Raw genomic sequence first — 22802 nt, forward strand, 5'->3', positions numbered from 1 at the left:
TTCACCCCTCGCGGAAGAAGCCTTTCGGGAATAGCGACATAAATATCCGCCTTCTCGTCAGATAGGCAGACGTGTCCGACAGCACATCTGCAAGACGCCGCGTCACGGTTGCCGTGATTGCGTCGCCCGACGTGTGCACATCAAAGCCTGCAGCACGAAGACTGGTTGCGGGCATATATCGCTTCAAATCACCGCCCAGCGTCAGCGCCCATCCCGCTCCTGACGCCACGGGAAACTCATCCGGTTTGAAGGGCGGAGAATTCAGATAACAGGACAAGCCTGAAATGCTGAGGCTCAACTCTGCTGCGACGACCAGCCCCGCCCGCAAAAGTCCCTCATAATACGCCTCATAATCAGTCGATGCAGAATAGTTGCCCTCCATCGCCCAGTTTGACAGAGACGACGCCCCTTCTGAATGCATGACGAAGCTATCGAGGTAAGGGCTCGAGCGCTGCAAGCTTGGATGGTACAACGCGCCAGTGTCTTGGCTGCCCATGATGATCGGCCGCGCCCACTGGTCCGCGATGAAGGTCCCCTCGTCTCTGAAAGGCCCCTGATCATCGTCATATGGCTCGTGAGAGGTGTCGCAGTCAGTCAGCGTCACGTTGAACGCAGAAAGCGGCGCAAGCGTCTCTGTGAGGCGCAGAAACGCTTCTGCGTGCTTTGCAGTTGCCATTGGACCGGAGAAATATGCACCGGCCGATACGATCATGCGTGGCCGCCACCCACAAAGCCCTCAAACTCGGGCGGCGCTGGCGCAGTGTAATCAAACTGTCCGCCAATCGGGTGTGGCCCCTGAATTCGGTGCGCATGGAGCATGAGACGAGAGGCGCTGTCGCCATCGCCATAAATACTGTCGCCAAAGATCGGGAAGCCGGCATGTGCCAGATGAATACGGATCTGGTGCATACGACCGGTCTCCGGACGACATTCGATCAGACTGACACCATCCTGCACTGCAAGCGTGTGGAAGCGAGTCAGTGCCGGTTTAACGTCCTTCACGTCCGCCTGCCCGCCAATGCCTGAAATCTGCATACCGTGCTCAAGACGGATGGTTCCAATCGGGCTATCGACCCGCGTCATGCGCTTGGCATTGCCCGGCACGAGAGCCAGATAGGTTTTCTTGATCTCACGGTTTTCAAATGCACGCGACAACGCGGCCGCTGCCGGCTGTGTTTTCGCCGCGATGATGATGCCTGAAGTCTCCGCATCAAGTCGGTGCACCATGCGCGGTCGCTTGCCGTTGGACTTCGCAAACGCCCAGAGAAGCTTGTCGAATGTCTGGTCGTCAGTCTTACGCGTCTGACACGGCAGTCCTGCCGGTTTGTTGAACGCGAGGATGTCGTCATCTTCTTCGATCAGGAAGGAATGGACGAAATCTTTTTCTTCGTCCGTCAGCCAGACGGTTTCACGGTTTCTCATTTTAGCGGCTCCCTCGCCGGTTCTGTAGGCGGTCGCGCAAGTCTTCGAGATACCTAAGCTTCTCCCGAATGCTTTTCTCGCGTCCGTCACCTTTAGGATCATATATCTTCAAGCGACCTACGCCTTCCGGAAAGTAATGCTGCCCGGAGAAGGTATGGTCTGTGTCGTGGTCATAGATATAGCCATCGCCATATCCCTGATCTTTCATCATATCCGTCGGTGCGTTCAGGATATGCTTTGGCGGATTGAGATGCCCCGTCTCACGCGCAGCCAGCTTGGCATTCTGGATCGCCATCTTCACTGCGTTTGACTTGGGCGCTGTCGCCAGATGGATCACGGCATGCGCAATGGGGTATTCGCCCTCGGGCATGCCTAGCCGTTCAAACGTACGCGCTGCTTCGGACGCGACCATAAGCGCGGTCGGGTCGGCAAGGCCGATATCTTCGCTCGCGATCACAACGAGACGCCGCGCAATATAGCGAGGGTCTTCTCCGCCCTGCAGCATCCGCATCAGCCAGTACATGGCCGCATCCGGATCAGAGCCACGGATCGATTTGTGGAGCGCCGAGATGAGATTGTAATGCCCCTCGCCCGCTTTGTCGTAAGCGGCAGCACGTGTGGTCACGAGCTTTTTCAGCTGCGCGAGGTTTAGCGTTCCGCGATTGCCTGCATAGCGATAGACGTCCTCGACCATGCCAAGGAAATACCGGCCATCACCTCCCGCCATACCGGTGAGGTAGTCAACGCCCTCAGGCGTGAGCGGCAGCGGATCACCCATATGCGCCTCGGCACGTGCGATGAGCTTGTCGAGCGATGGACGCTCCAGCGCCTCAAGCACGAGCACCTGACATCGCGAAAGCAGCGCGCCATTGAGCTCGAAACTTGGGTTTTCTGTTGTCGCGCCTACGAGTGTGACAACACCCTTCTCGACATACGGAAGAAAACTGTCCTGCTGGGCTTTGTTAAAACGGTGGATCTCATCGACGAAGAGCAGCGTTCCCTGCCCCATGGAGCGGCGGTGTTCTGCTTTTTCAAAAACCGTACGCAGGTCTTTCACGCCGGAGAAGACAGCCGAAAGGGCCTCGAAATGCAGTCCGGTACCGTCCGCCAGCAATTGAGCAATGGTCGTCTTCCCGACACCCGGAGGCCCCCAGAGGATAACCGATGACAAGCGACCGGAGGCAATCATACGCCCTAGCGGCCCGTCCGCACCGATCAGATGGTCTTGCCCAACGACCTCAGAGAGTTTCTGAGGCCGAATCGCCTCAGCGAGAGGCTGAGGCGCGCTTTTATCTAATCCGGCTGCCTGAAAGAGGTCGCTCACGCCTAGAGCCTGAAACTTTGTGACAGGCGCCGTCCATTACGGTCGACAGCGATCTGCCAGACACGCAGCTTGCTGCCGTCTTCAGCCTCAGCATTGAGAGCCTCCTCAAGCTCTTCGACTGTTGTGATGGCCTGACCGTTCACTTCGATGACAATATCGCCCGGTCGCACACCAGAGCGGTACGCGTAAGACCGGCGAACGATGCGGTTTACGAGGACACCCTCATCAAACGGGTCGCGGCGAAGTTCTTCTGCCAGCGCAGGTGACAGGTTCGCGACCTCTGCGCCCGAAAGCGGGTTCTCACCTTCCAGAAGGATAAGTTCGGCATCCGTTGCACCAGGAGGCGCTGTGACCGTCATATTGAGCGTACGCTGCTCACCATTACGGAGAATACTGATCGGCGCTGAGTCGCCCGTAGCGAGAGTCGCAGACAGGAAGCGGAGACCATTCTCATCAAACACATCGCGGCCATCAAACTTTAGGAGCAAGTCACCACGACGAAGTCCTGCGAGATCTGCAGGACCATCAGGATAGATTTCGGTCACAAGAAGCCCGCCCGGGCGTTCCAGTTCCATTGAGCGTGCAATCTCTGCCGTAACAGCCTGCCCGCGCAGCCCAACCCAGGGACGCACTACACGGCCTTCATTGATGGCGGAATCAACAATCCGCCGCACCATTTCAGAAGGAATGGCAAAGCCAATGCCGTTTGACCCGCCAGAGCGAGAGAAAATGGCGGTGTTCACACCAACCAACCGACCGGCGTTATCAATCAACGCCCCGCCCGAGTTACCCGGATTGATGGCTGCGTCTGTCTGAATAAAGAACGCATAGTCAGAGATACCGACGTCTGTACGCGCCGTGGCAGACACGATGCCGCTGGTGACTGTCTGGCCGACACCAAAAGGGTTGCCAATCGCCAGTACGAGATCACCCACTTCAACAAGGCGCGTATCTGCATATTGAAGCGTCGGCAGCACTTCGCCTTCAGGATCGATGCGCAGAACAGCAAGGTCTGTACGCTCATCAGCGAGGACCAGCTCTGCTTCGAACTCACGGCGGTCGGACAGTACGACGCGCAGCGCGTCAGCGCCCTGAACCACGTGATTGTTCGTCACAATGACGCCGTCCTCGCCTACAATCACGCCTGAACCAAGAGATGACTCGACGCGCTCTTGCGGCACGCCAAAAGAATTCGGCCCGAAGAAGCGATCAAAGAAAGGATGCCCGGAATACGGATTGGCCGACTGGCGCACCAGACGTTCGGAATAAACGTTTACAACAGCCGGTGACGCTTCGCGGACAAGCGGCGCAAAAGACATCTGAATGTCTTCGCGGCTCTCTGGAAGCAATTGCGCATTTGCCGGAGTCATAACCGGCAGAAGCAGAAGACAAGCGAGCGCGACCAGGGCCGCGCTCAAAGCTAGAAGAATTTTATTTATGTGTCGTGTCATGATCATGAGTAAACCCTCCGACCATGTCCGGATTTGGGCGGTTTCTGGCCAAACTGCAAGACCCGCTCCAAATTCAGCAGTGCTTAGTCGTCAGCGAGCTCGAGCTCAGCTGCGACACGCTCACGGTCACCTTTGCCTTTAGCGTCTTCGTCACGTTCGACGAATTCGATAACAGCCATAGGCGCATTGTCGCCGTGACGGAAGCCAGCTTTCATCACACGAACGTAACCACCGTTACGCTCTTCATAGCGAGGGCCGAGCACGTCGAAGAGTTTCTTCGCCATCTCAACATTGCGCAGTTTAGAAATCGCGCGACGACGGGAAGCGAGGTCACCTTTCTTAGCGAGAGTAACCAGCTTCTCAATGATTGGACGCAGGTCTTTCGCCTTAGGCAGAGTCGTCACGATCTGCTCATGTTCAATCAGAGACGACGCCATGTTAGCGAACATCGCTTTGCGGTGCTCTGACGTGCGGTTGAGTTTACGATGTGCGAGTCCGTGACGCATGACTAAACTTCCTTATCGGCTCTTCGCCGTTAGATCTGATCTTCGTATTTTTTGGCCAGGCCTTCGATATCTTCTGGCGGCCAGCTTGGTACGTCCATACCGAGGTGCAGGCCCATTCCGGCGAGCACTTCTTTGATCTCGTTCAGAGACTTACGACCGAAGTTCGGCGTACGAAGCATTTCGGCTTCAGACTTCTGAATGAGGTCACCGATATAAACGATATTATCATTCTTCAGGCAGTTCGCAGAGCGTACAGACAGCTCAAGCTCATCAACCTTCTTGAGAAGGACTGGGTTAAAGCCGAGATCCGGCTCGTCGTCCTGCTCAGATTTGTCATCTGGCTCTTCGAAGTTGATGAAGAGACGCAGCTGGTCCTGAAGAATACGAGCTGCGTAAGCAACTGCATCTTCCGGAGAAATCGAACCGTCAGTTTCAACGTCAAGCATCAGCTTGTCATAGTCGAGAACCTGACCTTCACGTGTGTCTTCCACACGGTAGCCAACGCGGCGAACCGGAGAGAAAATTGCATCAATCGGAATGAAACCGATCGGAGAATCTTCAGCGCGGTTACGCTCTGCAGGCACATAGCCTTTACCAGTGTCGACCGTGAACTCCATACGAACGTCTGCGCCCTCGTCGAGCGTGCAGATGACCAGATCAGGGTTCAGGATTTCAACGTCACCAGTTGTCTCGATCTGACCAGCTTTCACTTCGCCAGCACCGCTTGCGCGGAGCGTCATGCGCTTAGCTGTGTCAGACACCATGCGAACTGCAACCTGCTTGAGGTTCAGAACGATGGTTGTGACGTCTTCACGAACGCCAGGAATTGAAGAGAACTCGTGCACAACACCGTCAATCTGCATGCCGGTGATAGCCGAACCTTGCAGAGAAGACAGAAGAACGCGGCGAAGCGCGTTACCGAGCGTCGTGCCGAAGCCACGCTCAAGCGGCTCTACAACGAGAGTCGCTTTACGGAGAGCGTCAAATCCGTGCTCAACAACAGGGCGAGCAGGACGGATAAGTTCTTTCCAGTTTTTGTCGTTGACGACGGCAATTGAGCCTGACATCGCGAATTCCTTCAGATCTGGGGAGGTAGGGTTATACGCGGCGACGTTTTGGCGGGCGGCACCCGTTGTGCGGGATCGGAGTCGTATCACGGATAGATGTGATTGTGAAACCAACGTTCTGAAGCGCACGAAGAGCTGATTCGCGGCCGGAACCCGGACCACGTACGTTCACTTCGAGTGTACGCATGCCGTGCTCTTGAGCTTTGCGGCCTGCATCCTCAGCAGCCATCTGAGCTGCGTACGGAGTAGACTTACGAGAGCCCTTGAAACCCATGTGACCAGAAGACGACCAGGAAATTGTGTTACCCTGGGAGTCAGAGATCGTGATCATCGTGTTGTTGAAGCTGGAGTTCACGTGGCAAATACCGGAAGTGATATTCTTCCGTTCGCGACGGCGAACCCGAGTAGTGTCTTTAGCCATAATACTTGGTTCCCAGCCTTATTTCTTCTTACCAGCGATCGGCTTAGCCGGACCTTTGCGGGTGCGCGCATTTGTATGCGTACGCTGTCCGCGAACTGGAAGACCGCGACGGTGACGAAGACCGCGATAGCAACCAAGGTCCATAAGACGCTTGATGTTCATCGCTGTTTCGCGACGCAGGTCACCTTCTACAAGGTAATCCGCGTCGATTGTTTCGCGAACTTGAATGACTTCGGCATCTGTCAGGTCAGCGACGCGACGATCCGATGTAATACCGACTTTTTCACAGATATCCTTGGCCATTGCCGGGCCAATCCCGTGAATATAACGGAGCGCGATTTCAACGCGCTTATTGGTCGGTATGTTGACGCCAGCAATACGGGCCAAGCTACTTCTCCGTTTAAAACTTATTGATCCGAGACATTAGGTGATTTTGCGATGACTAATCGCCTGTACAAAACGCGCCCATGACTCGCAGAAGCCGCGTCTTATACGTGTCTGAGTGGCCACGTCAATAGCTGAGTGGCACCCAGACACAATTTACTTACAGGTTACTTATTTCCCCCGAGAAGCTTCGAGAGGAACCCTTTTTTTTCGTCGCCAGACTGCTTTGCCAGTGCGGCATCAATCTCTGCAGCGACTTTTTCGATGCTACCCATGCCATCAACCTCTGAGAGTTTCTTACGCTCAGCATAGATTGGCAGCAGTGGAGCTGTTTGCGCGTTGTACGCATCGATTCGTTTTTTGAAGGTCTCAGGGTTGTCGTCTTCACGTCCCTGCTCTTCAAAACGCTTCGTCACGCGGTCGAGGAGAGCTTCCTCGTCCACGCGGAGGCGAATGACGCAATCGATCTCCTGATCGCGCTTGGCGAGCGTCTTATCGAGCGCCTCGGCCTGTGGAACAGTCCGGGGAAAGCCGTCAAAGATAAAGCCTGGTGCGTCTTTGTGTGTATCCAGCTGGTCTTCGATGAGTTCAATGACGATCTCATCAGACACGAGCTGTCCTGAGTCCATAATTGCAGCGACTCGCTGACCGAGTTCTGTGCCTGCACTGCGCGCGGCGCGAAGCATGTCACCTGTAGAGAGCTGGATGAACCCATGCTCAGTAACGAGACGTTTTGCCTGTGTGCCTTTACCCGCCGCCGGTGGTCCGAACAGGATTAGGTTCATCGTTTTTTACCCCCCAAACGAGACTTCTTGATCATGCCTTCATACTGGTGCGCCACCAGATGAGACTGAATCTGTGTTACTGTATCCATAGTCACAGAAACAACAATAAGAAGCGATGTACCACCAAGGTAGAATGGAATACTCGGCACCTGTGCCCTGAGGATCTCCGGAAGGAGACAGATAAAGGTCAGGTAAGCCGCGCCAATCACTGTGAGTCGTGTGAGGACGAAGTCGAGATATTCGGCAGTACGCTTACCAGGACGGATACCTGGCACGAAGCCACCATATTTACGCAGATTGTCCGCAGTCTCTTCCGGGTTGAACACGATGGACGTGTAGAAGAACGCGAAGAAGATAATCATCAGCGCATAGAGAAGAATGAAGCCGATCTGGCCAGGGCCGAGCAGCGCAACGACGGTGCCGAGAATGCCCGAAGGCGCAGAACCGTCTGCCCCCATCGTAAAGTTGGCAATCGTCGCCGGCAGAAGCAGAAGCGAAGAAGCGAAGATCGGCGGGATAACACCGGCGGTATTCAGCTTGAGCGGCAGGAAGCTCGTCTGGCCCTGCTGCATCTGATTCCCTTGCTGGCGTTTCGGATACTGAATGAGGATCCGGCGCTGGGAACGCTCGATGAAGACGATGAATACGATCATCGCGATCGCCATAAGCAGGATACCCGCAACGAACGGGAAGCTCATTGTGCCTGAGTAGCTGGATGTCACCAGATTGAAAATGGCTTTTGGAAGCTCTGCGACGATGCCCGCAAAAATGATCAGCGAGATACCGTTTCCTACACCGCGGGATGTTACCTGCTCACCCATCCACATCAGGAGAAGTGTACCACCCGTCATGGTTACAACGGTCGAGACCGTGAAGAAGATCGAGGACATGCCGTCCATACGAGCTTCCTGAAGGCCCTGAGAGATACCAAAGGACTGAACCAGCGCGAACAATACCGTCAGGTAGCGCGTATACTGGTTTATCTGCTGCCGGCCCGTCTCGCCCTCTTTCTTCAGGCGCTCAAGCGATGGCGACGCCGTCGTCATGAGCTGCATGATGATCGACGCGGAAATGTAGGGCATGACGTTCAGCGCAAAGATACCCATGCGCTCGATCGCACCACCCGCGAACATATTCAGGTTGCCCAGAATACCGCTTTGCTGTTGCTGGAACATGATCGCGAACTGAGCCGGGTCAATGCCGGGGATCGGGAGATAGGTACCGAGGCGATACGCCACCAGAATACCGAGAGTAAAGAGAATACGCTGCTGAAGCTCTTTGGCCTTACCAAAAGCTTCAAAGCTCATATTCTTCGCAAGCTGTTCTGTCGCTGACGCCACACGCGCCTCCTTATACCCGTTCGGCCCAAGTCATAATGCAAAAAGGCCTGCTGCCAAATGCAACAGGCCTTTAAATCGGCACTTGGCACTGATTTGTGAAGCCTGAAATTAGGCTTTATTCAGATTCGTCGGAAGACGGAGCTGTTACTGTGACATTTCCGCCAGCAGCTTTAACAGCTTCGATCGCCGCTTTAGACGCGCCAGTAACGGTGATGTTCAGACCTTTAGGTGTATCACCCTTCGCGAGAAGGCGTACGCCATCACGTGAACGACGCAGAACGCCGGATGTCACCAGGACTTCTTCAGTTACTTCAGCTTTGCCATCAATCTGACCGCTTTCGATCGCCTTGGCGATACGGCCGAGATTAACCCAGGTGTACTTTTTGGTGTTCGGCGCTTTGAAGCCTCGCTTCGGAAGACGCATATAGATAGGCATTTGCCCACCTTCGAAACCGTTAAGCGCAACACCTGAACGGGATTTCTGACCTTTGACACCGCGTCCGCCGGTTTTACCCGTGCCAGAGCCGACACCGCGGCCCAAACGCTTACGGGCTTGTACAGCGCCCGTGTTATCAGAGAGTTCATTGAGTTTCATGTCGATAACCTCACCAGAGCAGACCGGCTAAATGCCGGGCTCAGGCCTTGTCTTCTACGATTTCAACCATGTGCTGAACCTTGGCAATCATGCCACGGACAGCCGGCGTATCTTCCAGCTCACGCTCGCGACCGATCTTGTTCAGACCAAGGCCGACCAGCGTAGCACGCTGGTCATTCTTGCGACGGATCGGGCTACCGGTCTGGCGAACTGTAATAGTCTTTTTAGCCATAACGAGAGCTCCTAGTTCGCTGCGTCAGCCATGCCCGCTTCAGACGCACCATCAGCACGACGGCCGACAATGTCCTGAACCTTCAGGCCACGCTTGGAAGCGACAGACCGTGGGCTGCTTTGGTTTTTGAGCGCGTCGAATGTCGCGCGGACCATGTTGTACGGGTTAGACGTGCCAAGAGACTTAGCAACAACGTCCTGAACACCGAGAACATCGAGAACCGCACGCATCGGACCACCAGCGATAACGCCAGTACCTGGAGGCGCTGCACGAAGGACAACTTTACCAGCGCCGTGACGACCACGACCATCATGGTGAAGTGTACGACCTTCGCGCAGTGGAACGCGGATCATTTTCTTCTTGGCTTCGTCAGTTGCCTTGCGGATCGCTTCAGGAACTTCACGCGCCTTACCGTGACCAAAGCCTACACGGCCCTTCTGGTCGCCGACTACGACGAGTGCAGCAAAACCGAAGTTCTTACCGCCTTTAACAACTTTGGCGACGCGGTTGATTCCGACCAGGCGATCTACGAATTCGCTCTGCTCTTCTTCGCGCTTGTCCTTGCCCCGGCCACGGCCGCGACCACGGCCTTCACCGCTGCCTTTTCTTTCTTCAGCCATTACCGTCTCCTAGAATTTCAGGCCGCCTTCACGCGCGGCATCCGCCAGCGCCTTGATTCGGCCGTGGAACATGTAACCACCGCGGTCGAAGACAACGTCTTCTACACCAGCTTTAGAGGCACGTTCTGCGATCAGCTTGCCAATAGAGGCTGCTGCATCAGATGTACCGCCATTTGGCGTAGACGAGCGGAAGTCTTTTTCCTGCGTGGAAGCGAAAGCGAGCGTGATACCACGTTCGTCGTCGATCACCTGAGCGGCGATGTTCTTGGAGGAGCGCACCACGGACAGACGAGGACGACCAGTTGCCTGCTTGCGCAGTTTGGCACGAACCCGCTGAGCGCGACGCATGAGTTTTTCGCGTGGCGTCTTCATGGTTACTTCTTCTTACCTTCTTTGCGACGAACCTGCTCGCCGGCATAACGGATACCTTTGCCTTTGTATGGCTCAGGTGGACGATACTTGCGGATCTCTGCAGCAACCTGACCAACAGCTTGTTTGTCAGCGCCAGCGATCTTCACTTCCGTTGGCTTGGTAGAAGACAGTGAAATGCCTTCCGGAGCCTTGTAAATGACATCGTGCGAGAAACCGAGCGAGAGCTTGACGTCGCTACCCTGCATTTGAGCACGGTAACCAACGCCTACGAGTTCGAGCTCTTTTTCATAACCTTCGGTAACACCGAGGACCATGTTCTGAGCGCGAGCACGCATTGTGCCCCACATTGCGCGAGCACGTTTGGATTCATCCTTAGGCGTGAACGTAACAGAGTTGTCGCTGACTTCGACGTTTACGTCGTCAACAACAGTCAGTGTCAGTTCGCCTTTAGGGCCCTTCGCGGTGAGCACTCGGTCTGCGAGAGACAGAGTAGCTTTGCCACCTTCGACAGGAAGTTTACCGATACGAGACATACCTTGTTCCTTCCCTTAAACGACCCGGCAAAGGATTTCGCCACCCACATTCTCGTTACGCGCAGTGTTGTCAGACATGACACCCTTTGGCGTAGAGAGAATGGAAATGCCCAGACCGTTCTGTACGAGCGGCAGATCCTTCACAGAAGAATAAACACGACGGCCTGGTTTAGAAATCCGACGGATTTCAGAGATAACCGGCGAACCGTCATAATATTTAAGTTCGATGTCGATGTTCTTTTTGCCGTCTTTTTCGACTTCCGTGTAACCACGGATATAGCCTTCAGACTGAAGAACCTCGAGCACGCGAACGCGAAGCTTAGATGCCGGCGTGGTCACTACTGACTTACCACGCATCTGAGCGTTACGGATACGTGTCAGCATATCGCCGAGAGGATCAGAAATGTTCATTTAGATACCCTCCCTTACCAGCTAGATTTGACCATGCCAGGAACCTTACCAAGGTTGCCCAGCTCGCGAAGTGCCACACGTGACATCTTCAGCTTACGATAATAACCACGCGGACGACCGGTGACTTCGCAGCGATTGCGAACACGGATCGGCGCAGAGTTGCGCGGAAGCGCTGCCAGTTTGAGGCGAGCTTCGAAACGCTCTTCCAGCGGCAGATCTTCATTAGCGATCGCAGCTTTCAGACGCTCACGGCGACCGGCGTACTTTTTAACAAGCGCCTTACGCTTGTTGTTGCGTTCAATAGCAGACTTTTTAGCCATTTCTTGTCTCCCCGCGCTTAATTACGAAACGGGAAACCGAGGTGCTTCAGGAGCGCCTTAGCTTCTTCGTTCGTTTGCGCCGTGGTGCAAACAATGATGTCCATACCCCAGATCTGGTCGACCTGATCGTAGTTGATCTCCGGGAATACGATATGCTCTTTCATGCCCATGGCGTAGTTGCCATTGCCGTCAAAGCTCTTACCGTTCAGACCACGGAAGTCTTTCACACGCGGAAGCGCGATCGTGACCAGGCGGTCCAGGAATTCAAACATACGGTCGCGACGCAGGGTCACTTTACAGCCGATGCTCATGCCCTCACGGAGCTTGAAACCAGCGATAGATTTACGCGCCTTAGTCGCAACAGGCTTCTGACCCGCAATAGCTTCCATGTCGCGCAGAGCGGACTGGATTTTCTTGGAGTCAGCAACCGCTTCGCCGACACCCATGTTCAGAACGACTTTGTCGAGCTTAGGGATCTGCATAGGGTTGGTGTAGTTGAACTCTTCCTGCAGTTTCGGAACGATCTGTTCGCGATACAGCTCACGGAAGCGCGGTTCGTAAGTGGTGGCATCAGACATCGATGGCCTCCCCTGAACGTTTAGCGTAACGGACTTTGTTACCTTCTTCGTTCACACGGAAACCAACGCGTGTCGGCTTACCGTCTTTCGGGTCAAGAAGTGCAACGTTAGAGACATCGATAGCTGCTTCGAAGCGCTTGATGCCGCCCTGGTCCATCTGGTTTGGTTTCTGGTGACGAGTAACAACGTTCACGCCAGAGACGATCACACGACCTTCTTTTGGCATAACCTGCGTTACTTCACCTTGCTTGCCCTTATCACGGCCAGCAAGAACGACGACGCGATCACCCTTTTTCACTTTGGCAGCCATTACAGCACCTCCGGAGCCAGAGAGATAATCTTCATGTGGTCCTTAGCGCGAAGCTCACGCGGAACAGGGCCGAAGATACGTGTACCGATCGGATCACCATTATTGTTGATCAGAACAGCAGCGTTCGTGTCGAAACGGATCGCAGAACCGTCTGGACGTTTGATGTCTTTAGCAACGCGAACGACAACGGCTTTACGCACGTCACCTTTTTTCACGCGGCCTTTAGGAATCGCTTCCTTGATAGACACAACGATAATGTCGCCTACGCTGGCATAACGACGCTTTGCGCCACCCAGTACTTTGATGCACTGGACGCGACGTGCGCCGGAGTTGTCAGCGACCGACAGGTTTGTCTGCATCTGAATCATGCGGCGTCTCCACCAGCTTGATCAGCCATGAGTTCCCAGCGCTTCAGTTTAGACTTTGGCGCACACTCAATGATTGAGACCTTTTGGCCTTCTACAGCCACGTTATTTTCATCATGGGCGTGGTAACGCTTAGATTTACGTACGGTCTTACGAAGCAGGGGATGCAGGAAAGTACGCTCAACACGTACGATCGCTGTTTTGTCCTGCTTGGTGGAGACCACCACACCTTCCATAATCCGCCTAGGCATATTGCTTTTGCTCCCTCAGGTTCACGCAGCGCTGGTTTGCGTTTTCTCGCGGAGGATCGTTTGGATCCGAGCGATATCACGACGCACCTGGCGCACGCGGGCGGTGTTCTCCAGCTGGCCAGTAGCCTGCTGGAAGCGAAGATTGAATTGCTCTTTTTTCAGAGCGACGAGCTGATCTTTCAGCTCGCTTTCAGTTTTAGCGCGAACGTCTTCCGCTTTCATAACGATCTCCTCTCGCGCTTATTCAGCAATCCGGGTGACGACTTTAGTCTTGATCGGCAGTTTAGCCGCACCAAGGCGAAGAGCTTCACGAGCAACTTCGTCGTTCACACCATCAATTTCAAAAAGGATACGGCCCGGCTTCACTTTAGCGACCCAACGGTCGATTGAACCCTTACCTTTACCCATACGTACTTCAATTGGCTTCGCCGAAACTGGCAGGTCTGGGAACACACGGATCCAGACTTTACCCTGACGTTTCATCTGACGAGTGATCGCACGACGTGTCGCTTCGATCTGACGTGAGGTGATACGTTCCGGCTCGAGAGCCTTCAGGCCGTAGGAACCGAAGTTCAGAGAAAAGCCGCCTTTGGCGTTTCCGTGAATCCGGCCCTTGAAAGCCTTACGAAACTTTGTGCGCTTTGGCTGCAGCATTGATTACGCTCCTGCACCTTCGCGGTTGCCCTGGCGCTCACCGCGTGGGCTCGTAGAGCGCGCGCGAGCTTCGCCTGAAGCTTCCTGTTTCTTGTCCTGAGCCATGGGATCGTGTTCCATGATCTCGCCCTTGTAGACCCAGACCTTGATACCGATGATACCATAGGTGGTCAGCGCTTCAGCTGTGCCGTAGTCAATGTCCGCACGCAGTGTGTGCAGTGGAACAGAACCTTCAGCATACTGCTCTGTACGCGCAATCTCTGCACCGCCGAGGCGGCCAGCAACCATTACGCGAACACCCAGAGCGCCGAGACGCATAGCAGACTGGATCGAACGCTTCATCGCACGACGGAAAGAAGCACGACGCTCAAGCTGACGCGCAATGTCGTCTGCGATGAGTGTTGCGTCGATTTCCGGCTTGCGGATCTCAACAAGGTTCACGAAAACCTCGTCTTCGACGATCTTAGAGAGCTCTTTACGAAGCTTCTCGATGTCAGCGCCTTTTTTACCGATAACCATACCAGGGCGAGCCGTGTGAATGGTGATGCGGCATTTCTTGTGCGGGCGCTCAACGATGATCTTAGAGATACCAGCTTGCTTAAGCTTGTTCTTGATGAACTCGCGGATCTTCAGATCTTCGTGAAGCAGACGGCCGTAATCAGCGCTGTCAGCATACCAGCGGGAATCCCACGTACGGTTGATGCCAAGACGCAGACCAATCGGATTTACCTTCTGACCCATTATGCGGCCTCCTCAACAGCCATGCTCGTATCACGCACGACGATGGTAAGTTGCGAGAACGGCTTCAGGATGCGAGCCGCGCGACCACGTGCACGAGCGCGGAGGCGCTTCATGACGAGGTTTTTGCCGACGTATGCTTCAGCAACGACCAGAGAGTCGATGTCGAGACCATGGTTGTTCTCAGCGTTGGCAATGGCGCTTTTCAGAGCCTTGCTAACGTCTTCAGCATGACGCTTCGGAGAAAACTCAAGCTCAGCGAGCGCTTTCTCAACAGTCAGACCACGAATGGACTGAGCGATCAGGTTAAGCTTCTGCGGGCTGATGCGGAGCATGCGAAGTACGCAACGCGCTTCGTTCTCAGCCTGTTTAGGAGCTGCCTTAGGCTTACCCATGACTACCTCCGCTTCGCTTTCTTGTCCGCGCCGTGACCGTAGTATGTACGGGTCGGAGCGAATTCGCCGAACTTGTGGCCAACCATTTCCTCAGAAACAGTAACCGGGATGAATTTGTTGCCGTTGTGGACCTGGAATGTCAGGCCAACAAAGTTTGGCAGGATCGTAGAGCGACGGGACCAGGTTTTGATCACTTCGCGCTTTTTGGATTCGCCAGCCGCCTCTGCTTTTTTCAGCAGATAGCCGTCGACGAATGGGCCTTTCCAGACAGAACGTGACATGTCTAAGCGTCCTACTTCGATTTGTGACGGCTACGGATGATGAGACGATCCGTTGCCTTGTTTTTGCGGGTTTTAGGACCGCGGGTTTTCTTACCCCATGGCGTAACCGGGTGACGGCCACCAGAGGACTTACCCTCACCACCACCGTGCGGGTGATCGAACGGGTTCATGACAACACCACGAACAGACGGACGCTTACCGAGGTGGCGCTTACGACCTGCTTTACCGAGGTTTTGGTTCATGTTGTCCGGGTTAGAAACCGCACCAACCGTTGCAAGGCAGCGGTCCATAACCATGCGGAGTTCACCGGAAGACAGTTTGATCTGAGCGTAGCCATCAGCGCGACCGACGAGCTGAGCGTAAGTGCCAGCTGAACGTGCGATCTGAGCGCCCTTCTCAGGCTTCATCTCGATGTTGTGAATGATCGTACCAACCGGGATATTCTTCAGCGGCAGCGTGTTGCCTGGCTTGATATCAGCCGTTGCAGAAGAAATAACCTGATCGCCAGGGCCGAGGCGCTGAGGTGCGATGATGTAAGCAAGCTCACCATCTTCGTACTTGATCAGAGCGATGAACGCTGTGCGGTTCGGGTCATACTCAAGGCGCTCAACCGTAGCAGGAACATCAAACTTGTTACGTTTGAAGTCTACTTTACGGTAGAGTTTCTTAGCACCGCCACCAATGCGGCGTGCTGTAATACGACCAGTGTTGTTGCGACCACCGTTCTTAGTGAGACCTTCAGTGAGGGTCTTTTCCGGGCGACCTTTGTGCAGGCCGGAACGGTCTACCAGAACGAGCTGGCGGCGACCCGGAGATGTCGGATTGAATGTCTTCAAAGCCATGACAGGTTTCCTTAGAGTCCGGTTGCCACGTCGATCGCCTGACCTTCAGCCAGGGTCACAATCGCTTTTTTCACGTCGTTACGACGACCAACGATACCGCGGAAACGCTTAGTCTTACCCTTCGTCACGATCGTGTTCACACCGAGAACCTGAACGTTGAAGAGCTTTTCTACAGCTTCCTTGATTTGCGGCTTCGTAGCGTTGATCGCAACTTTGAACACAACCTTGTTTTCCTCCGAGAGGAAAGTCGACTTCTCGGTAATTACCGGAGCGACAATTGTGTCGTAGTGGATCGGTTGAGCGTCTTTAACCATCGCTTAGCCCTCTCCGTTTGCGGCTTTAGCAGCACGCATTTTCACGAGAAGACGCTGGTCAACCTTCGCACGCGGAGCTTCGCCCGCTACGATTGCCTTAGCCTGGCCAACCCAGTCTTCGTTTACAGCGCGTTGTGCTACGCCGACTTTACCAAACAGCGCTGTAGCGTCTGCTTCGCTGATTTCAGCAAGCTTTGTGAGCTCACCGTAACCTTCGCCAGCCAGAGCTTTCGCTGATTTCGCGCCAACACCGTCGATCAGAACAACGTCGTCGATGAACGCGTCGTCGCCAGGCTTAGCGCCAGCTGGAACGTCGCTCTCGCCGTTGTAACGAGCGTGGATGCTGTTGATAGCGTCTTTCGTCAGAACCAGAGTGTTGCGACGAAGAACGTCGTACACGTTGAGGCCAGCGAAAGGCAGGACGTCGACGTTAGGAATGTTGCGAGCTGCGCGAGCGAAACCTTCGTTCAGCTCAGTGCCGCCAATGATGAGAGCGTTAGAAATGCCCAGAGCTTCGAAAGAAGCACGCAGAGATTTCGTTTTGCCTTCGTCAAAGTTCGCATCTTCCAGAACGATAACGTTCTCAGACTTAACCTTGGAAGAGAGAGCGTGCTTCAGAGCGAGCGCGCGAACCTTCTTAGGCAGGTCGTGAGCGTGGCTGCGAACGCGCGGGCCGTGCGCAACACCACCACCAACGAAGATAGGAGCGTTCTTAGAACCGTGACGTGCGCCGCCAGAACCTTTCTGACGGATGTATTTCTTTGTCGTCACGCTCACTTCAGAGCGGGACTGTGTTTTGTGCGTACCAGCCTGACGTTTCGCCAGCTGATAACGAACCATACGCTGCAGGATGTCGCCGCGGATCTCTTCGATGCCGAATACAGCATCGTCGAGCTCAACCTTACCGGCTTTCTTAGCAGCGAGCGTTGTGACTGCGAGTTCCATTACGCGTCAGCTCCCTCAGACTCAGCCGGAGCAGCGTCAGCTTCTTTAGAAGAAGAAACAGAACCCGGCATAGGAACACCTTCCGGACGCGCTTTTTTCACAGCGTCACGGACTTCAACCCAACCACCTTCTGGACCAGGGACGTTACCCTTAACCAGAACGAGGCCACGTTCAGTGTCCACACGAACAACTTCAATGTTTTGCGTAGTGATACGAGCAACGCCGTAGTGACCGGCCATCTTCTTACCTTTGAAGACTTTACCCGGATCCTGGCACTGACCTGTAGAACCATGCGAACGGTGAGAGATAGAAACACCGTGAGATGCACGCAGACCGCCGAAGTTCCAGCGCTTCATCGCACCCGCAAAGCCTTTACCGATGGAAATGCCCGCTACGTCGACTTTCTGACCTGGTACAAAGTGGTCAGCAGAGATAGCAGCGCCCACTTCGAGGAGGTTTTCTTCAGCAACGCGGAACTCAACCACTTTAGCTTTAGGCGCAACGCCCGCTTTCGCGAACTGGCCACGGTCAGCTTTGGTAGCGTTCTTAGCTTTCTTGGAGCCGGCACCGAGAACAACAGCTGTGTAGCCATCGTTTACAGTTTTCTCGACAGCGTCCTTCTTAGAACCGCGGTTGATTTTAGCAGTACGATCTTTGTCTTCACGTACGCCAACAACCTGACAGCCTTCCAGAGACAGAACCGTCACAGGAATGTGCAGTCCTTCCTCAGAGAAGACACGGGTCATGCCCAGCTTGCGGGCAACAACGCCGGAACGTTTCGCTTCTGCAGGCATTAGCGCGCTCCCTCAAGTTTAATCTCAACCGCAACGCCAGCAGAGAGGTCGAGCTTCATAAGAGCATCAACAGTCTGTGGTGTTGGATCAACGATATCGAGCACACGCTTATGCGTGCGGATTTCAAACTGCTCACGAGACTTCTTGTTCACGTGAGGAGAGCGGTTCACCGTAAAGCGCTCAATACGCGTTGGCAGCGGAACTGGTCCGCGTACCTGAGCGCCTGTTCGCTTGGCCGTAGAAACGATCTCTTTCGCCGACAGATCGAGGGCGCGATGATCGAAGGCCTTCAGGCGAATCCGGATGTTTTGTCTGTCCATTGTAGCGTCCGTCCGCACAAAAGCTAAAGTCCGCTCAGCGCCAGCCTTCGCTGACCCGACGGACCAAAACCGTTTAAAATGTTCCGTTTCGTTGAGAGTACGTTTGCGTTTAGACAGTGTCTAAGGCACGGCTACCTCATTAACGAGCGCGCACCTCTATAGTTTGCAGCCACCCCTGTCAACACCATACTCGTGATTACGGCGTGTATTCTTCACCTATAGAAAGCGGGACACATCACTGATCGGCAGAGCAATCCTGATCTGCTTTAGCCGGCTCGTATCACCCGCATGTAGCGCAACACCCGATTTAGGAATTCCGAGCCATTTGGCAATAAGCTGACAGACAGCCTTGTTCGCCGCGCCCTTGTCCGGGAGAGCACGCACGCGAACCTTCAGGAATAACTGGCCAGAAGCGTCCGATTCCACGGTCTCTACGGCATCTCTGGAGGATTTAGGTGTGACCCGCACGGTCAGGAGCGTCTCATCTCCATCCGCGCGCAGAGGCAGTCCCTGCTCTTGCATTACGTCCCCCTCCTCTGCTCGACCGCGCGTGTCTTAAACCAGATGCACTTAAAGACACCTCAACATATCCGGCGTTTCGCCCCGCCCGACAGAATAAATGAGGCCCAAATAAAAAGACAAAAGGGAATCGCCAGATCAGCGATTCCCTTTCCATTCTCAACGGTGCACCGAACCAGCCCGCGACTCGATTCTCAAAGGCCCGCGCCCTCAAGAATCGCCCATATTGCCCTAGTGCTTCAGGTCGCGCGCCAGAGGGCGCACCTTAGCTTCAAGGTTCTGGATGATGAGAGAGGCGACATCTTTACCCGTCGCAGTCTCGATCCCCTCAAGCCCTGGCGACGAGTTCACCTCCAGCACCTTCGGTCCTTCGCTTGTGCGCAGAATATCCACGCCAGCAACGGACAGCCCAATCGTCTGCGCCGCACGACGCGCGACATCACGCTCCTGCTTCGTCAGACGCACAGGCGCAGCAGTACCACCGCGATGAAGGTTAGACCGGAAATCACCGTCCGCCGCGCTCCGCTGGATCGCCGCGACCACCTTATTCCCGACAACGAAACAGCGCGTATCCTTACCGGCAGCCTCTTCTACAAACTGCTGCACGAGGAAATCCGCCTCCAGACCACGGAAAGCATCAATCAGGCTCTCGGCAGCCTTCTTCGTTTCCGCCAGCACGACGCCTTTACCCTGACTGGACTGAAGCAGTTTCACGACTGCAGGCGCGCCGCCTACGAGCGCGATCAGGTCTTTGGTGTCCTTTGGTGAGTTGGCGAAGGCTGTAACCGGCATATTGATACGCTCACGCGACAGGAGCTGGTGCGCCAGCAGTTTGTCACGTGATGCCGCAATCGCATTCGGCGGGTTCAGGCAATACGCGCCGCTGTTCGCGAACTGACGAAGCACGGCAAGGCCATAAGACGTGATGGCAGGGCCGATACGCGGGATCACCGCATCATAGCGCGGCAGCACTTTACCGTCGTAATGAACCTCAGACGCGGTTGCGTCGATTTTCATGTAGCAACGCGTCGTATCGATGGCTTCAACGACATGGCCGCGCGCCTCACCGGCCTCAATAAGGCGGCTGGAGGAGTAATTGTTCGGTTCGCGCGTTAGCAATGCGATACGTAGCGGGCGCTTTACCGGCTTCTTGCGGGGAATGCCTTTATAGAGATCGAAGCTCAACGGCGTTTGTGCGAATGACACGTTCGGATCAACAACCATGTCGTCCGCAATAGACGTCCGACCGAACAACATGCGGTACTGCATGTTTTCGCGGTTAGTCAGCGTCATCTCTACCGGCCATGTCCGGTCACCGCATGTGAGCTCTGTCTGGATCACATAGCGCAGCTCTGCCTCACCATTCGAGCTCGTCACCTGTCGGCGATCCACCACCGGCGCAGAACAGGTGAACTCCATAGACAGGTCGTCCGGGTTTGGCTGAATGAGAAAACGGACCTGAGGCTTACTGATCGGCCCGAACGGCTCGATAACACTCGCATGCAGCGCGGATGTGCGCGCGCCGGTATCGACTTTCGCCTTGATCGCCGGAAGCCCGAGAGATGGAAGGGAAACCCATTCTTCCCAACCGAGTGTAAATGATGATGACATGACGTCTCCAGAAATTCAGATGAGCGCGACATACAGGATATCGCGCCCAAATAACACGGTTAAGTCATGCGGCGGTTCCGGAATTTTCGGCAATTTTCTACCGGCTCAGGGTCACCGCATCAGAGACAATAGCGTACTGAGCTCGACTTTTGAGAGATGCTCATTCCACGTGAACAAGACGCGCCTCTAAGGCGCGGCCGTAACCGTGAACGGGACGATCTGGTCGATAGCGGAATATTCCAGATAGTAACTAATGTTACCCGCCAAGTCCCCGAGAGCGAGAATGTCGTCTGCGTCAAAACCGGTCTCGATAAACCCCTGGACTGAAAGCTGAACATTCCGATCGAAACCTTCCAGCTCAACGACACCTATATACGGGACATTCTTATAGAAAATATAGATTTCCCACTGCCGATCCCCGTCAAAGTCTCTGAAGTACAAGCGCTCGGGAACACCTACACCGAGGTCCAGACTATCCACGAGCGCAAAGGTTTCATTCACGTCCGGCGTCGTTTGCCCATACAGATAAAGCGTATGGTTTCCTGTATGCTCCCCATCGGTAGCGATATAAGCTACATAGTTGTCGCTACTGCCTCCGCCTGAAGAAATGAGAGAACCGGGGACGTACTGCGTCCAGACAATTTCCTGTCCTTGTGCCAGCGTGATCGGTGTTTCGTCACTTTCGGTATAGCTGCCTGCGGAATGGAAGAATGTCCGAATAGACGGAACCGAAACATCGATCGCCATCCGATGTTCAGGTGCGGGTTCATTACGAAAATATACACGCGAAGACCCCTGACAAAAATTACCGTCGGGCGTGATCGTTACAGCCTGACCATAGGTAGAAACGCCGCCGTTGACCGTACGAGGCAGGTAGCGCATACCATTTGTATCACTTGCAAGGAACAGATCAGTTGTCCCGGACAGACCATCAAGCAAGTCCGCCGATCCATAACAGATGTCGTTGAGCGTGAGCGTACCTTTAATAGTCTGCCCTGCCGGCACATTGCCATCATACTCCATAACGAAGCCTAGACTGTCCTGCGGAAACACAAGAACTTTTTCGATTGCCGCGCCGAAACCAGGAAATGGCCCGGTCATGAAGGCCGGAATCGCCAACTGTCCAGGCGTCGCATTTGGCAAGTCGACAGTCGTTTCTGTGTCAAAACCGTTATTGGCTTCAACGTCGATCATAAAATACTCGAGCGTCCCGTCATTCTTAGTACGAATGCCGGATGCAGCAGTCTGAGCGCCAAAAAATTGCACGGTCATCAGATCCGGGAAGATCTGGTCAAACTCCAAGTCTATCGGTGTTCCGAAATTCACATTCACGCTGGTTACCAACGGAGCGCGAACGATATTGGTCGCCGTGATTGATATTGCAGACGTATCTGAAAACTCACCGTCACTCACGGTCAGCTCAAAATCGAGCGTAGCATCAGCTGTCACCTCGGGAAGCTCGGTAGAGAGAGTTGCGGTATTGTCGCCAGATAGCTGAGCAGTCGGCCCCGCAGTTTGCACCCAGGCATAAGTAAGGGGGTCGTTTTCAGGGTCACTGGAGCCAGACCCGTCCAGAATTACGGTTTGTCGCTCGTCGGCACTCGTTCCGGCTGGAGCAGACGTTGCCGCTGTCGGCGCCGTGTTCGTGGGTGTTGGTGTGGGCGTGGGTGTCGGCGTTGGAGTTGGCGATCCTCCGCCCCCTCCCCCTGAACAAGCCGCTAGAAAAATCGCACTAAAAATTGCACTCACGCTTCCGAGCGCGATCGAGCGAACCGTCATCCTTAAGACCCCCGTCTTTCCTCTCAACGTTCAAGAGTAAGGTCAGGCTATCGGCGCACTCAAAGATTGCAAGCTGATTTTAAATCAATCTGCAGAAAACAAAAAAGCCCGCTCGTGTGAGCGGGCTTTACTTGATTTGGTTTGTTCTCGCTAAGCTACGCTTCGCATAGAACGCGCTCAGGACTGCTCGTACTAAACTCAGATCAGAGCGGCAGCCTTGAGCCTGTTTCATGTGATCGCTTCAGCAATCACGGAAACGAATAGAAACCTATTCGATAACTTTAGACACAACGCCTGAACCAACAGTACGGCCACCTTCACGG

The 22802-nt window shown here is 54.6% G+C and carries 33 protein-coding genes and 1 pseudogene; all 34 read right to left on the bottom strand.

The window, feature by feature from the left end; all coding sequences use genetic code 11:
- Position 1 precedes the first annotated feature (1 nt).
- The gene (locus P1U45_RS16215) at positions 2-712 is read right to left on the bottom strand and encodes a hypothetical protein (RefSeq protein WP_301059983.1); all 711 of its coding nucleotides are present in this window, start codon (positions 710-712) and stop codon (positions 2-4) included.
- Complete coding sequence (locus P1U45_RS16220) at positions 709-1422, bottom strand: RluA family pseudouridine synthase (RefSeq protein ID WP_301059984.1); 714 nt, start codon at positions 1420-1422, stop codon at positions 709-711. Before P1U45_RS16220 ends, P1U45_RS16215 begins: the two co-directional genes overlap by 4 nt.
- Before the next feature lies 1 nt (position 1423).
- On the bottom strand, positions 1424-2746 hold the full coding sequence (locus tag P1U45_RS16225) for a replication-associated recombination protein A (RefSeq protein ID WP_301059985.1): 1323 nt from the start codon (positions 2744-2746) through the stop codon (positions 1424-1426).
- A 2-nt stretch (positions 2747-2748) separates the two neighbouring features.
- Complete coding sequence (locus P1U45_RS16230) at positions 2749-4203, bottom strand: DegQ family serine endoprotease (protein WP_301059986.1); 1455 nt, start codon at positions 4201-4203, stop codon at positions 2749-2751.
- Between the two features lie 77 nt (positions 4204-4280).
- The gene (rplQ, locus tag P1U45_RS16235) at positions 4281-4703 is read right to left on the bottom strand and encodes a 50S ribosomal protein L17 (protein WP_022695824.1); all 423 of its coding nucleotides are present in this window, start codon (positions 4701-4703) and stop codon (positions 4281-4283) included.
- A gap of 29 nt (positions 4704-4732) precedes the next feature.
- Positions 4733-5770: a DNA-directed RNA polymerase subunit alpha gene (locus tag P1U45_RS16240; RefSeq protein ID WP_293608367.1), complete on the bottom strand. Its 1038-nt coding sequence runs from the start codon at positions 5768-5770 to the stop codon at positions 4733-4735.
- Between the two features lie 31 nt (positions 5771-5801).
- Complete coding sequence (rpsK, locus tag P1U45_RS16245) at positions 5802-6191, bottom strand: 30S ribosomal protein S11 (protein WP_293617505.1); 390 nt, start codon at positions 6189-6191, stop codon at positions 5802-5804.
- Between the two features lie 18 nt (positions 6192-6209).
- Complete coding sequence (rpsM, locus tag P1U45_RS16250; RefSeq protein WP_022695827.1) at positions 6210-6578, bottom strand: 30S ribosomal protein S13; 369 nt, start codon at positions 6576-6578, stop codon at positions 6210-6212.
- A 164-nt stretch (positions 6579-6742) separates the two neighbouring features.
- Complete coding sequence (locus tag P1U45_RS16255; protein ID WP_293608369.1) at positions 6743-7360, bottom strand: adenylate kinase; 618 nt, start codon at positions 7358-7360, stop codon at positions 6743-6745.
- Complete coding sequence (gene secY / locus P1U45_RS16260) at positions 7357-8700, bottom strand: preprotein translocase subunit SecY (protein WP_366145014.1); 1344 nt, start codon at positions 8698-8700, stop codon at positions 7357-7359. The genes P1U45_RS16255 and secY overlap by 4 nt, the downstream gene beginning before the upstream one ends.
- Before the next feature lie 115 nt (positions 8701-8815).
- Positions 8816-9295 (bottom strand): 50S ribosomal protein L15, encoded by a 480-nt coding sequence (rplO, locus tag P1U45_RS16265; RefSeq protein ID WP_293608370.1) that lies wholly within the window; start codon positions 9293-9295, stop codon positions 8816-8818.
- Positions 9296-9335: 40 nt separating this feature from the next.
- Entirely contained in the window at positions 9336-9527 is a 192-nt protein-coding gene (rpmD, locus tag P1U45_RS16270) for a 50S ribosomal protein L30 (RefSeq protein ID WP_022695831.1), read from the bottom strand.
- An 11-nt stretch (positions 9528-9538) separates the two neighbouring features.
- Entirely contained in the window at positions 9539-10147 is a 609-nt protein-coding gene (rpsE, locus tag P1U45_RS16275) for a 30S ribosomal protein S5 (RefSeq protein WP_022695832.1), read from the bottom strand.
- 9 nt (positions 10148-10156) lie between these two features.
- Positions 10157-10519: a 50S ribosomal protein L18 gene (gene rplR, locus P1U45_RS16280; RefSeq protein WP_022695833.1), complete on the bottom strand. Its 363-nt coding sequence runs from the start codon at positions 10517-10519 to the stop codon at positions 10157-10159.
- 2 nt (positions 10520-10521) lie between these two features.
- Complete coding sequence (gene rplF, locus P1U45_RS16285) at positions 10522-11052, bottom strand: 50S ribosomal protein L6 (RefSeq protein WP_293608371.1); 531 nt, start codon at positions 11050-11052, stop codon at positions 10522-10524.
- Positions 11053-11067: 15 nt separating this feature from the next.
- On the bottom strand, positions 11068-11463 hold the full coding sequence (gene rpsH, locus P1U45_RS16290) for a 30S ribosomal protein S8 (protein ID WP_022695835.1): 396 nt from the start codon (positions 11461-11463) through the stop codon (positions 11068-11070).
- A 14-nt stretch (positions 11464-11477) separates the two neighbouring features.
- Positions 11478-11783 (bottom strand): 30S ribosomal protein S14, encoded by a 306-nt coding sequence (rpsN, locus tag P1U45_RS16295; protein WP_022695836.1) that lies wholly within the window; start codon positions 11781-11783, stop codon positions 11478-11480.
- Between the two features lie 17 nt (positions 11784-11800).
- Positions 11801-12361, bottom strand: coding sequence for a 50S ribosomal protein L5 (rplE, locus tag P1U45_RS16300; protein WP_301059987.1), 561 nt, complete (start codon positions 12359-12361; stop codon positions 11801-11803).
- A complete protein-coding gene (gene rplX, locus P1U45_RS16305; RefSeq protein ID WP_293608373.1) occupies positions 12354-12671 on the bottom strand; it encodes a 50S ribosomal protein L24 in 318 nt (105 codons plus the stop codon). The genes rplE and rplX overlap by 8 nt, the downstream gene beginning before the upstream one ends.
- A complete protein-coding gene (rplN, locus tag P1U45_RS16310; RefSeq protein WP_022695839.1) occupies positions 12671-13039 on the bottom strand; it encodes a 50S ribosomal protein L14 in 369 nt (122 codons plus the stop codon). Before rplN ends, rplX begins: the two co-directional genes overlap by 1 nt.
- A complete protein-coding gene (gene rpsQ, locus P1U45_RS16315) occupies positions 13036-13287 on the bottom strand; it encodes a 30S ribosomal protein S17 (protein ID WP_027441796.1) in 252 nt (83 codons plus the stop codon). Before rpsQ ends, rplN begins: the two co-directional genes overlap by 4 nt.
- 21 nt (positions 13288-13308) lie before the next feature.
- Positions 13309-13509 carry a 50S ribosomal protein L29 gene (gene rpmC, locus P1U45_RS16320; RefSeq protein ID WP_022695841.1) on the bottom strand — a complete coding sequence of 67 codons (201 nt, stop codon included), beginning with the start codon at positions 13507-13509 and terminating at the stop codon, positions 13309-13311.
- Positions 13510-13527: 18 nt separating this feature from the next.
- Positions 13528-13941 (bottom strand): 50S ribosomal protein L16, encoded by a 414-nt coding sequence (rplP, locus tag P1U45_RS16325; RefSeq protein WP_022695842.1) that lies wholly within the window; start codon positions 13939-13941, stop codon positions 13528-13530.
- Between the two features lie 3 nt (positions 13942-13944).
- Positions 13945-14682, bottom strand: a complete 738-nt coding sequence (gene rpsC / locus P1U45_RS16330) for a 30S ribosomal protein S3 (RefSeq protein ID WP_022695843.1) — start codon at positions 14680-14682, stop codon at positions 13945-13947.
- Positions 14682-15074, bottom strand: a complete 393-nt coding sequence (rplV, locus tag P1U45_RS16335; protein WP_363258630.1) for a 50S ribosomal protein L22 — start codon at positions 15072-15074, stop codon at positions 14682-14684. The genes rpsC and rplV overlap by 1 nt, the downstream gene beginning before the upstream one ends.
- A gap of 2 nt (positions 15075-15076) precedes the next feature.
- Complete coding sequence (gene rpsS / locus P1U45_RS16340) at positions 15077-15355, bottom strand: 30S ribosomal protein S19 (protein WP_022695845.1); 279 nt, start codon at positions 15353-15355, stop codon at positions 15077-15079.
- 11 nt (positions 15356-15366) lie between these two features.
- Entirely contained in the window at positions 15367-16197 is an 831-nt protein-coding gene (gene rplB, locus P1U45_RS16345; RefSeq protein WP_022695846.1) for a 50S ribosomal protein L2, read from the bottom strand.
- Positions 16198-16208: 11 nt separating this feature from the next.
- Positions 16209-16511 carry a 50S ribosomal protein L23 gene (locus tag P1U45_RS16350; RefSeq protein ID WP_022695847.1) on the bottom strand — a complete coding sequence of 101 codons (303 nt, stop codon included), beginning with the start codon at positions 16509-16511 and terminating at the stop codon, positions 16209-16211.
- 318 nt (positions 16512-16829) lie between these two features.
- Positions 16830-17456, bottom strand: a pseudogene (gene rplD / locus P1U45_RS16355) (50S ribosomal protein L4); the annotation flags it as partial.
- Positions 17456-18250 carry a 50S ribosomal protein L3 gene (rplC, locus tag P1U45_RS16360; RefSeq protein ID WP_022695849.1) on the bottom strand — a complete coding sequence of 265 codons (795 nt, stop codon included), beginning with the start codon at positions 18248-18250 and terminating at the stop codon, positions 17456-17458. The gene rplC and the pseudogene rplD, both read right to left, overlap by 1 nt.
- The gene (rpsJ, locus tag P1U45_RS16365) at positions 18250-18570 is read right to left on the bottom strand and encodes a 30S ribosomal protein S10 (RefSeq protein ID WP_022695850.1); all 321 of its coding nucleotides are present in this window, start codon (positions 18568-18570) and stop codon (positions 18250-18252) included. The genes rplC and rpsJ overlap by 1 nt, the downstream gene beginning before the upstream one ends.
- A gap of 216 nt (positions 18571-18786) precedes the next feature.
- A complete protein-coding gene (locus P1U45_RS16370; RefSeq protein ID WP_301059989.1) occupies positions 18787-19092 on the bottom strand; it encodes a DUF167 family protein in 306 nt (101 codons plus the stop codon).
- Positions 19093-19320: 228 nt separating this feature from the next.
- Complete coding sequence (gene rimK / locus P1U45_RS16375) at positions 19321-20700, bottom strand: 30S ribosomal protein S6--L-glutamate ligase (RefSeq protein WP_301059990.1); 1380 nt, start codon at positions 20698-20700, stop codon at positions 19321-19323.
- A 186-nt stretch (positions 20701-20886) separates the two neighbouring features.
- A complete protein-coding gene (locus P1U45_RS16380) occupies positions 20887-22479 on the bottom strand; it encodes a hypothetical protein (RefSeq protein WP_301059991.1) in 1593 nt (530 codons plus the stop codon).
- Positions 22480-22802: the final 323 nt, after the last annotated feature.

Source organism: Ponticaulis sp., assembly GCF_029210165.1.
Classification (GTDB): Bacteria; Pseudomonadota; Alphaproteobacteria; order Caulobacterales; family Hyphomonadaceae; genus Ponticaulis.

Bases quoted from the DNA above. Each gene is read 5' to 3' on its own strand.
- P1U45_RS16215 (WP_301059983.1), bottom strand. From the start codon at position 712: ATGATCGTATCGGCCGGTGCATATTTCTCCGGTCCAATGGCAACTGCA.
- P1U45_RS16220 (WP_301059984.1), bottom strand. From the start codon at position 1,422: ATGAGAAACCGTGAAACCGTCTGGCTGACGGACGAAGAAAAAGATTTC.
- P1U45_RS16230 (WP_301059986.1), bottom strand. From the start codon at position 4,203: ATGATCATGACACGACACATAAATAAAATTCTTCTAGCTTTGAGCGCG.
- rplQ (WP_022695824.1), bottom strand. From the start codon at position 4,703: ATGCGTCACGGACTCGCACATCGTAAACTCAACCGCACGTCAGAGCAC.
- P1U45_RS16240 (WP_293608367.1), bottom strand. From the start codon at position 5,770: ATGTCAGGCTCAATTGCCGTCGTCAACGACAAAAACTGGAAAGAACTT.
- rpsK (WP_293617505.1), bottom strand. From the start codon at position 6,191: ATGGCTAAAGACACTACTCGGGTTCGCCGTCGCGAACGGAAGAATATC.
- P1U45_RS16255 (WP_293608369.1), bottom strand. From the start codon at position 7,360: ATGAACCTAATCCTGTTCGGACCACCGGCGGCGGGTAAAGGCACACAG.
- rplO (WP_293608370.1), bottom strand. From the start codon at position 9,295: ATGAAACTCAATGAACTCTCTGATAACACGGGCGCTGTACAAGCCCGT.
- rpmD (WP_022695831.1), bottom strand. From the start codon at position 9,527: ATGGCTAAAAAGACTATTACAGTTCGCCAGACCGGTAGCCCGATCCGT.
- rpsE (WP_022695832.1), bottom strand. From the start codon at position 10,147: ATGGCTGAAGAAAGAAAAGGCAGCGGTGAAGGCCGTGGTCGCGGCCGT.
- rplR (WP_022695833.1), bottom strand. From the start codon at position 10,519: ATGAAGACGCCACGCGAAAAACTCATGCGTCGCGCTCAGCGGGTTCGT.
- rplF (WP_293608371.1), bottom strand. From the start codon at position 11,052: ATGTCTCGTATCGGTAAACTTCCTGTCGAAGGTGGCAAAGCTACTCTG.
- rpsH (WP_022695835.1), bottom strand. From the start codon at position 11,463: ATGAACATTTCTGATCCTCTCGGCGATATGCTGACACGTATCCGTAAC.
- rpsN (WP_022695836.1), bottom strand. From the start codon at position 11,783: ATGGCTAAAAAGTCTGCTATTGAACGCAACAACAAGCGTAAGGCGCTT.
- rplE (WP_301059987.1), bottom strand. From the start codon at position 12,361: ATGTCTGATGCCACCACTTACGAACCGCGCTTCCGTGAGCTGTATCGC.
- rplX (WP_293608373.1), bottom strand. From the start codon at position 12,671: ATGGCTGCCAAAGTGAAAAAGGGTGATCGCGTCGTCGTTCTTGCTGGC.
- rplN (WP_022695839.1), bottom strand. From the start codon at position 13,039: ATGATTCAGATGCAGACAAACCTGTCGGTCGCTGACAACTCCGGCGCA.
- rpsQ (WP_027441796.1), bottom strand. From the start codon at position 13,287: ATGCCTAGGCGGATTATGGAAGGTGTGGTGGTCTCCACCAAGCAGGAC.
- rpmC (WP_022695841.1), bottom strand. From the start codon at position 13,509: ATGAAAGCGGAAGACGTTCGCGCTAAAACTGAAAGCGAGCTGAAAGAT.
- rplP (WP_022695842.1), bottom strand. From the start codon at position 13,941: ATGCTGCAGCCAAAGCGCACAAAGTTTCGTAAGGCTTTCAAGGGCCGG.
- rpsC (WP_022695843.1), bottom strand. From the start codon at position 14,682: ATGGGTCAGAAGGTAAATCCGATTGGTCTGCGTCTTGGCATCAACCGT.
- rplV (WP_363258630.1), bottom strand. From the start codon at position 15,074: ATGGGTAAGCCTAAGGCAGCTCCTAAACAGGCTGAGAACGAAGCGCGT.
- rpsS (WP_022695845.1), bottom strand. From the start codon at position 15,355: ATGTCACGTTCTGTCTGGAAAGGCCCATTCGTCGACGGCTATCTGCTG.
- rplB (WP_022695846.1), bottom strand. From the start codon at position 16,197: ATGGCTTTGAAGACATTCAATCCGACATCTCCGGGTCGCCGCCAGCTC.
- P1U45_RS16350 (WP_022695847.1), bottom strand. From the start codon at position 16,511: ATGGTTAAAGACGCTCAACCGATCCACTACGACACAATTGTCGCTCCG.
- rplC (WP_022695849.1), bottom strand. From the start codon at position 18,250: ATGCCTGCAGAAGCGAAACGTTCCGGCGTTGTTGCCCGCAAGCTGGGC.
- rpsJ (WP_022695850.1), bottom strand. From the start codon at position 18,570: ATGGACAGACAAAACATCCGGATTCGCCTGAAGGCCTTCGATCATCGC.
- P1U45_RS16370 (WP_301059989.1), bottom strand. From the start codon at position 19,092: ATGCAAGAGCAGGGACTGCCTCTGCGCGCGGATGGAGATGAGACGCTC.
- rimK (WP_301059990.1), bottom strand. From the start codon at position 20,700: ATGTCATCATCATTTACACTCGGTTGGGAAGAATGGGTTTCCCTTCCA.
- P1U45_RS16380 (WP_301059991.1), bottom strand. From the start codon at position 22,479: ATGACGGTTCGCTCGATCGCGCTCGGAAGCGTGAGTGCAATTTTTAGT.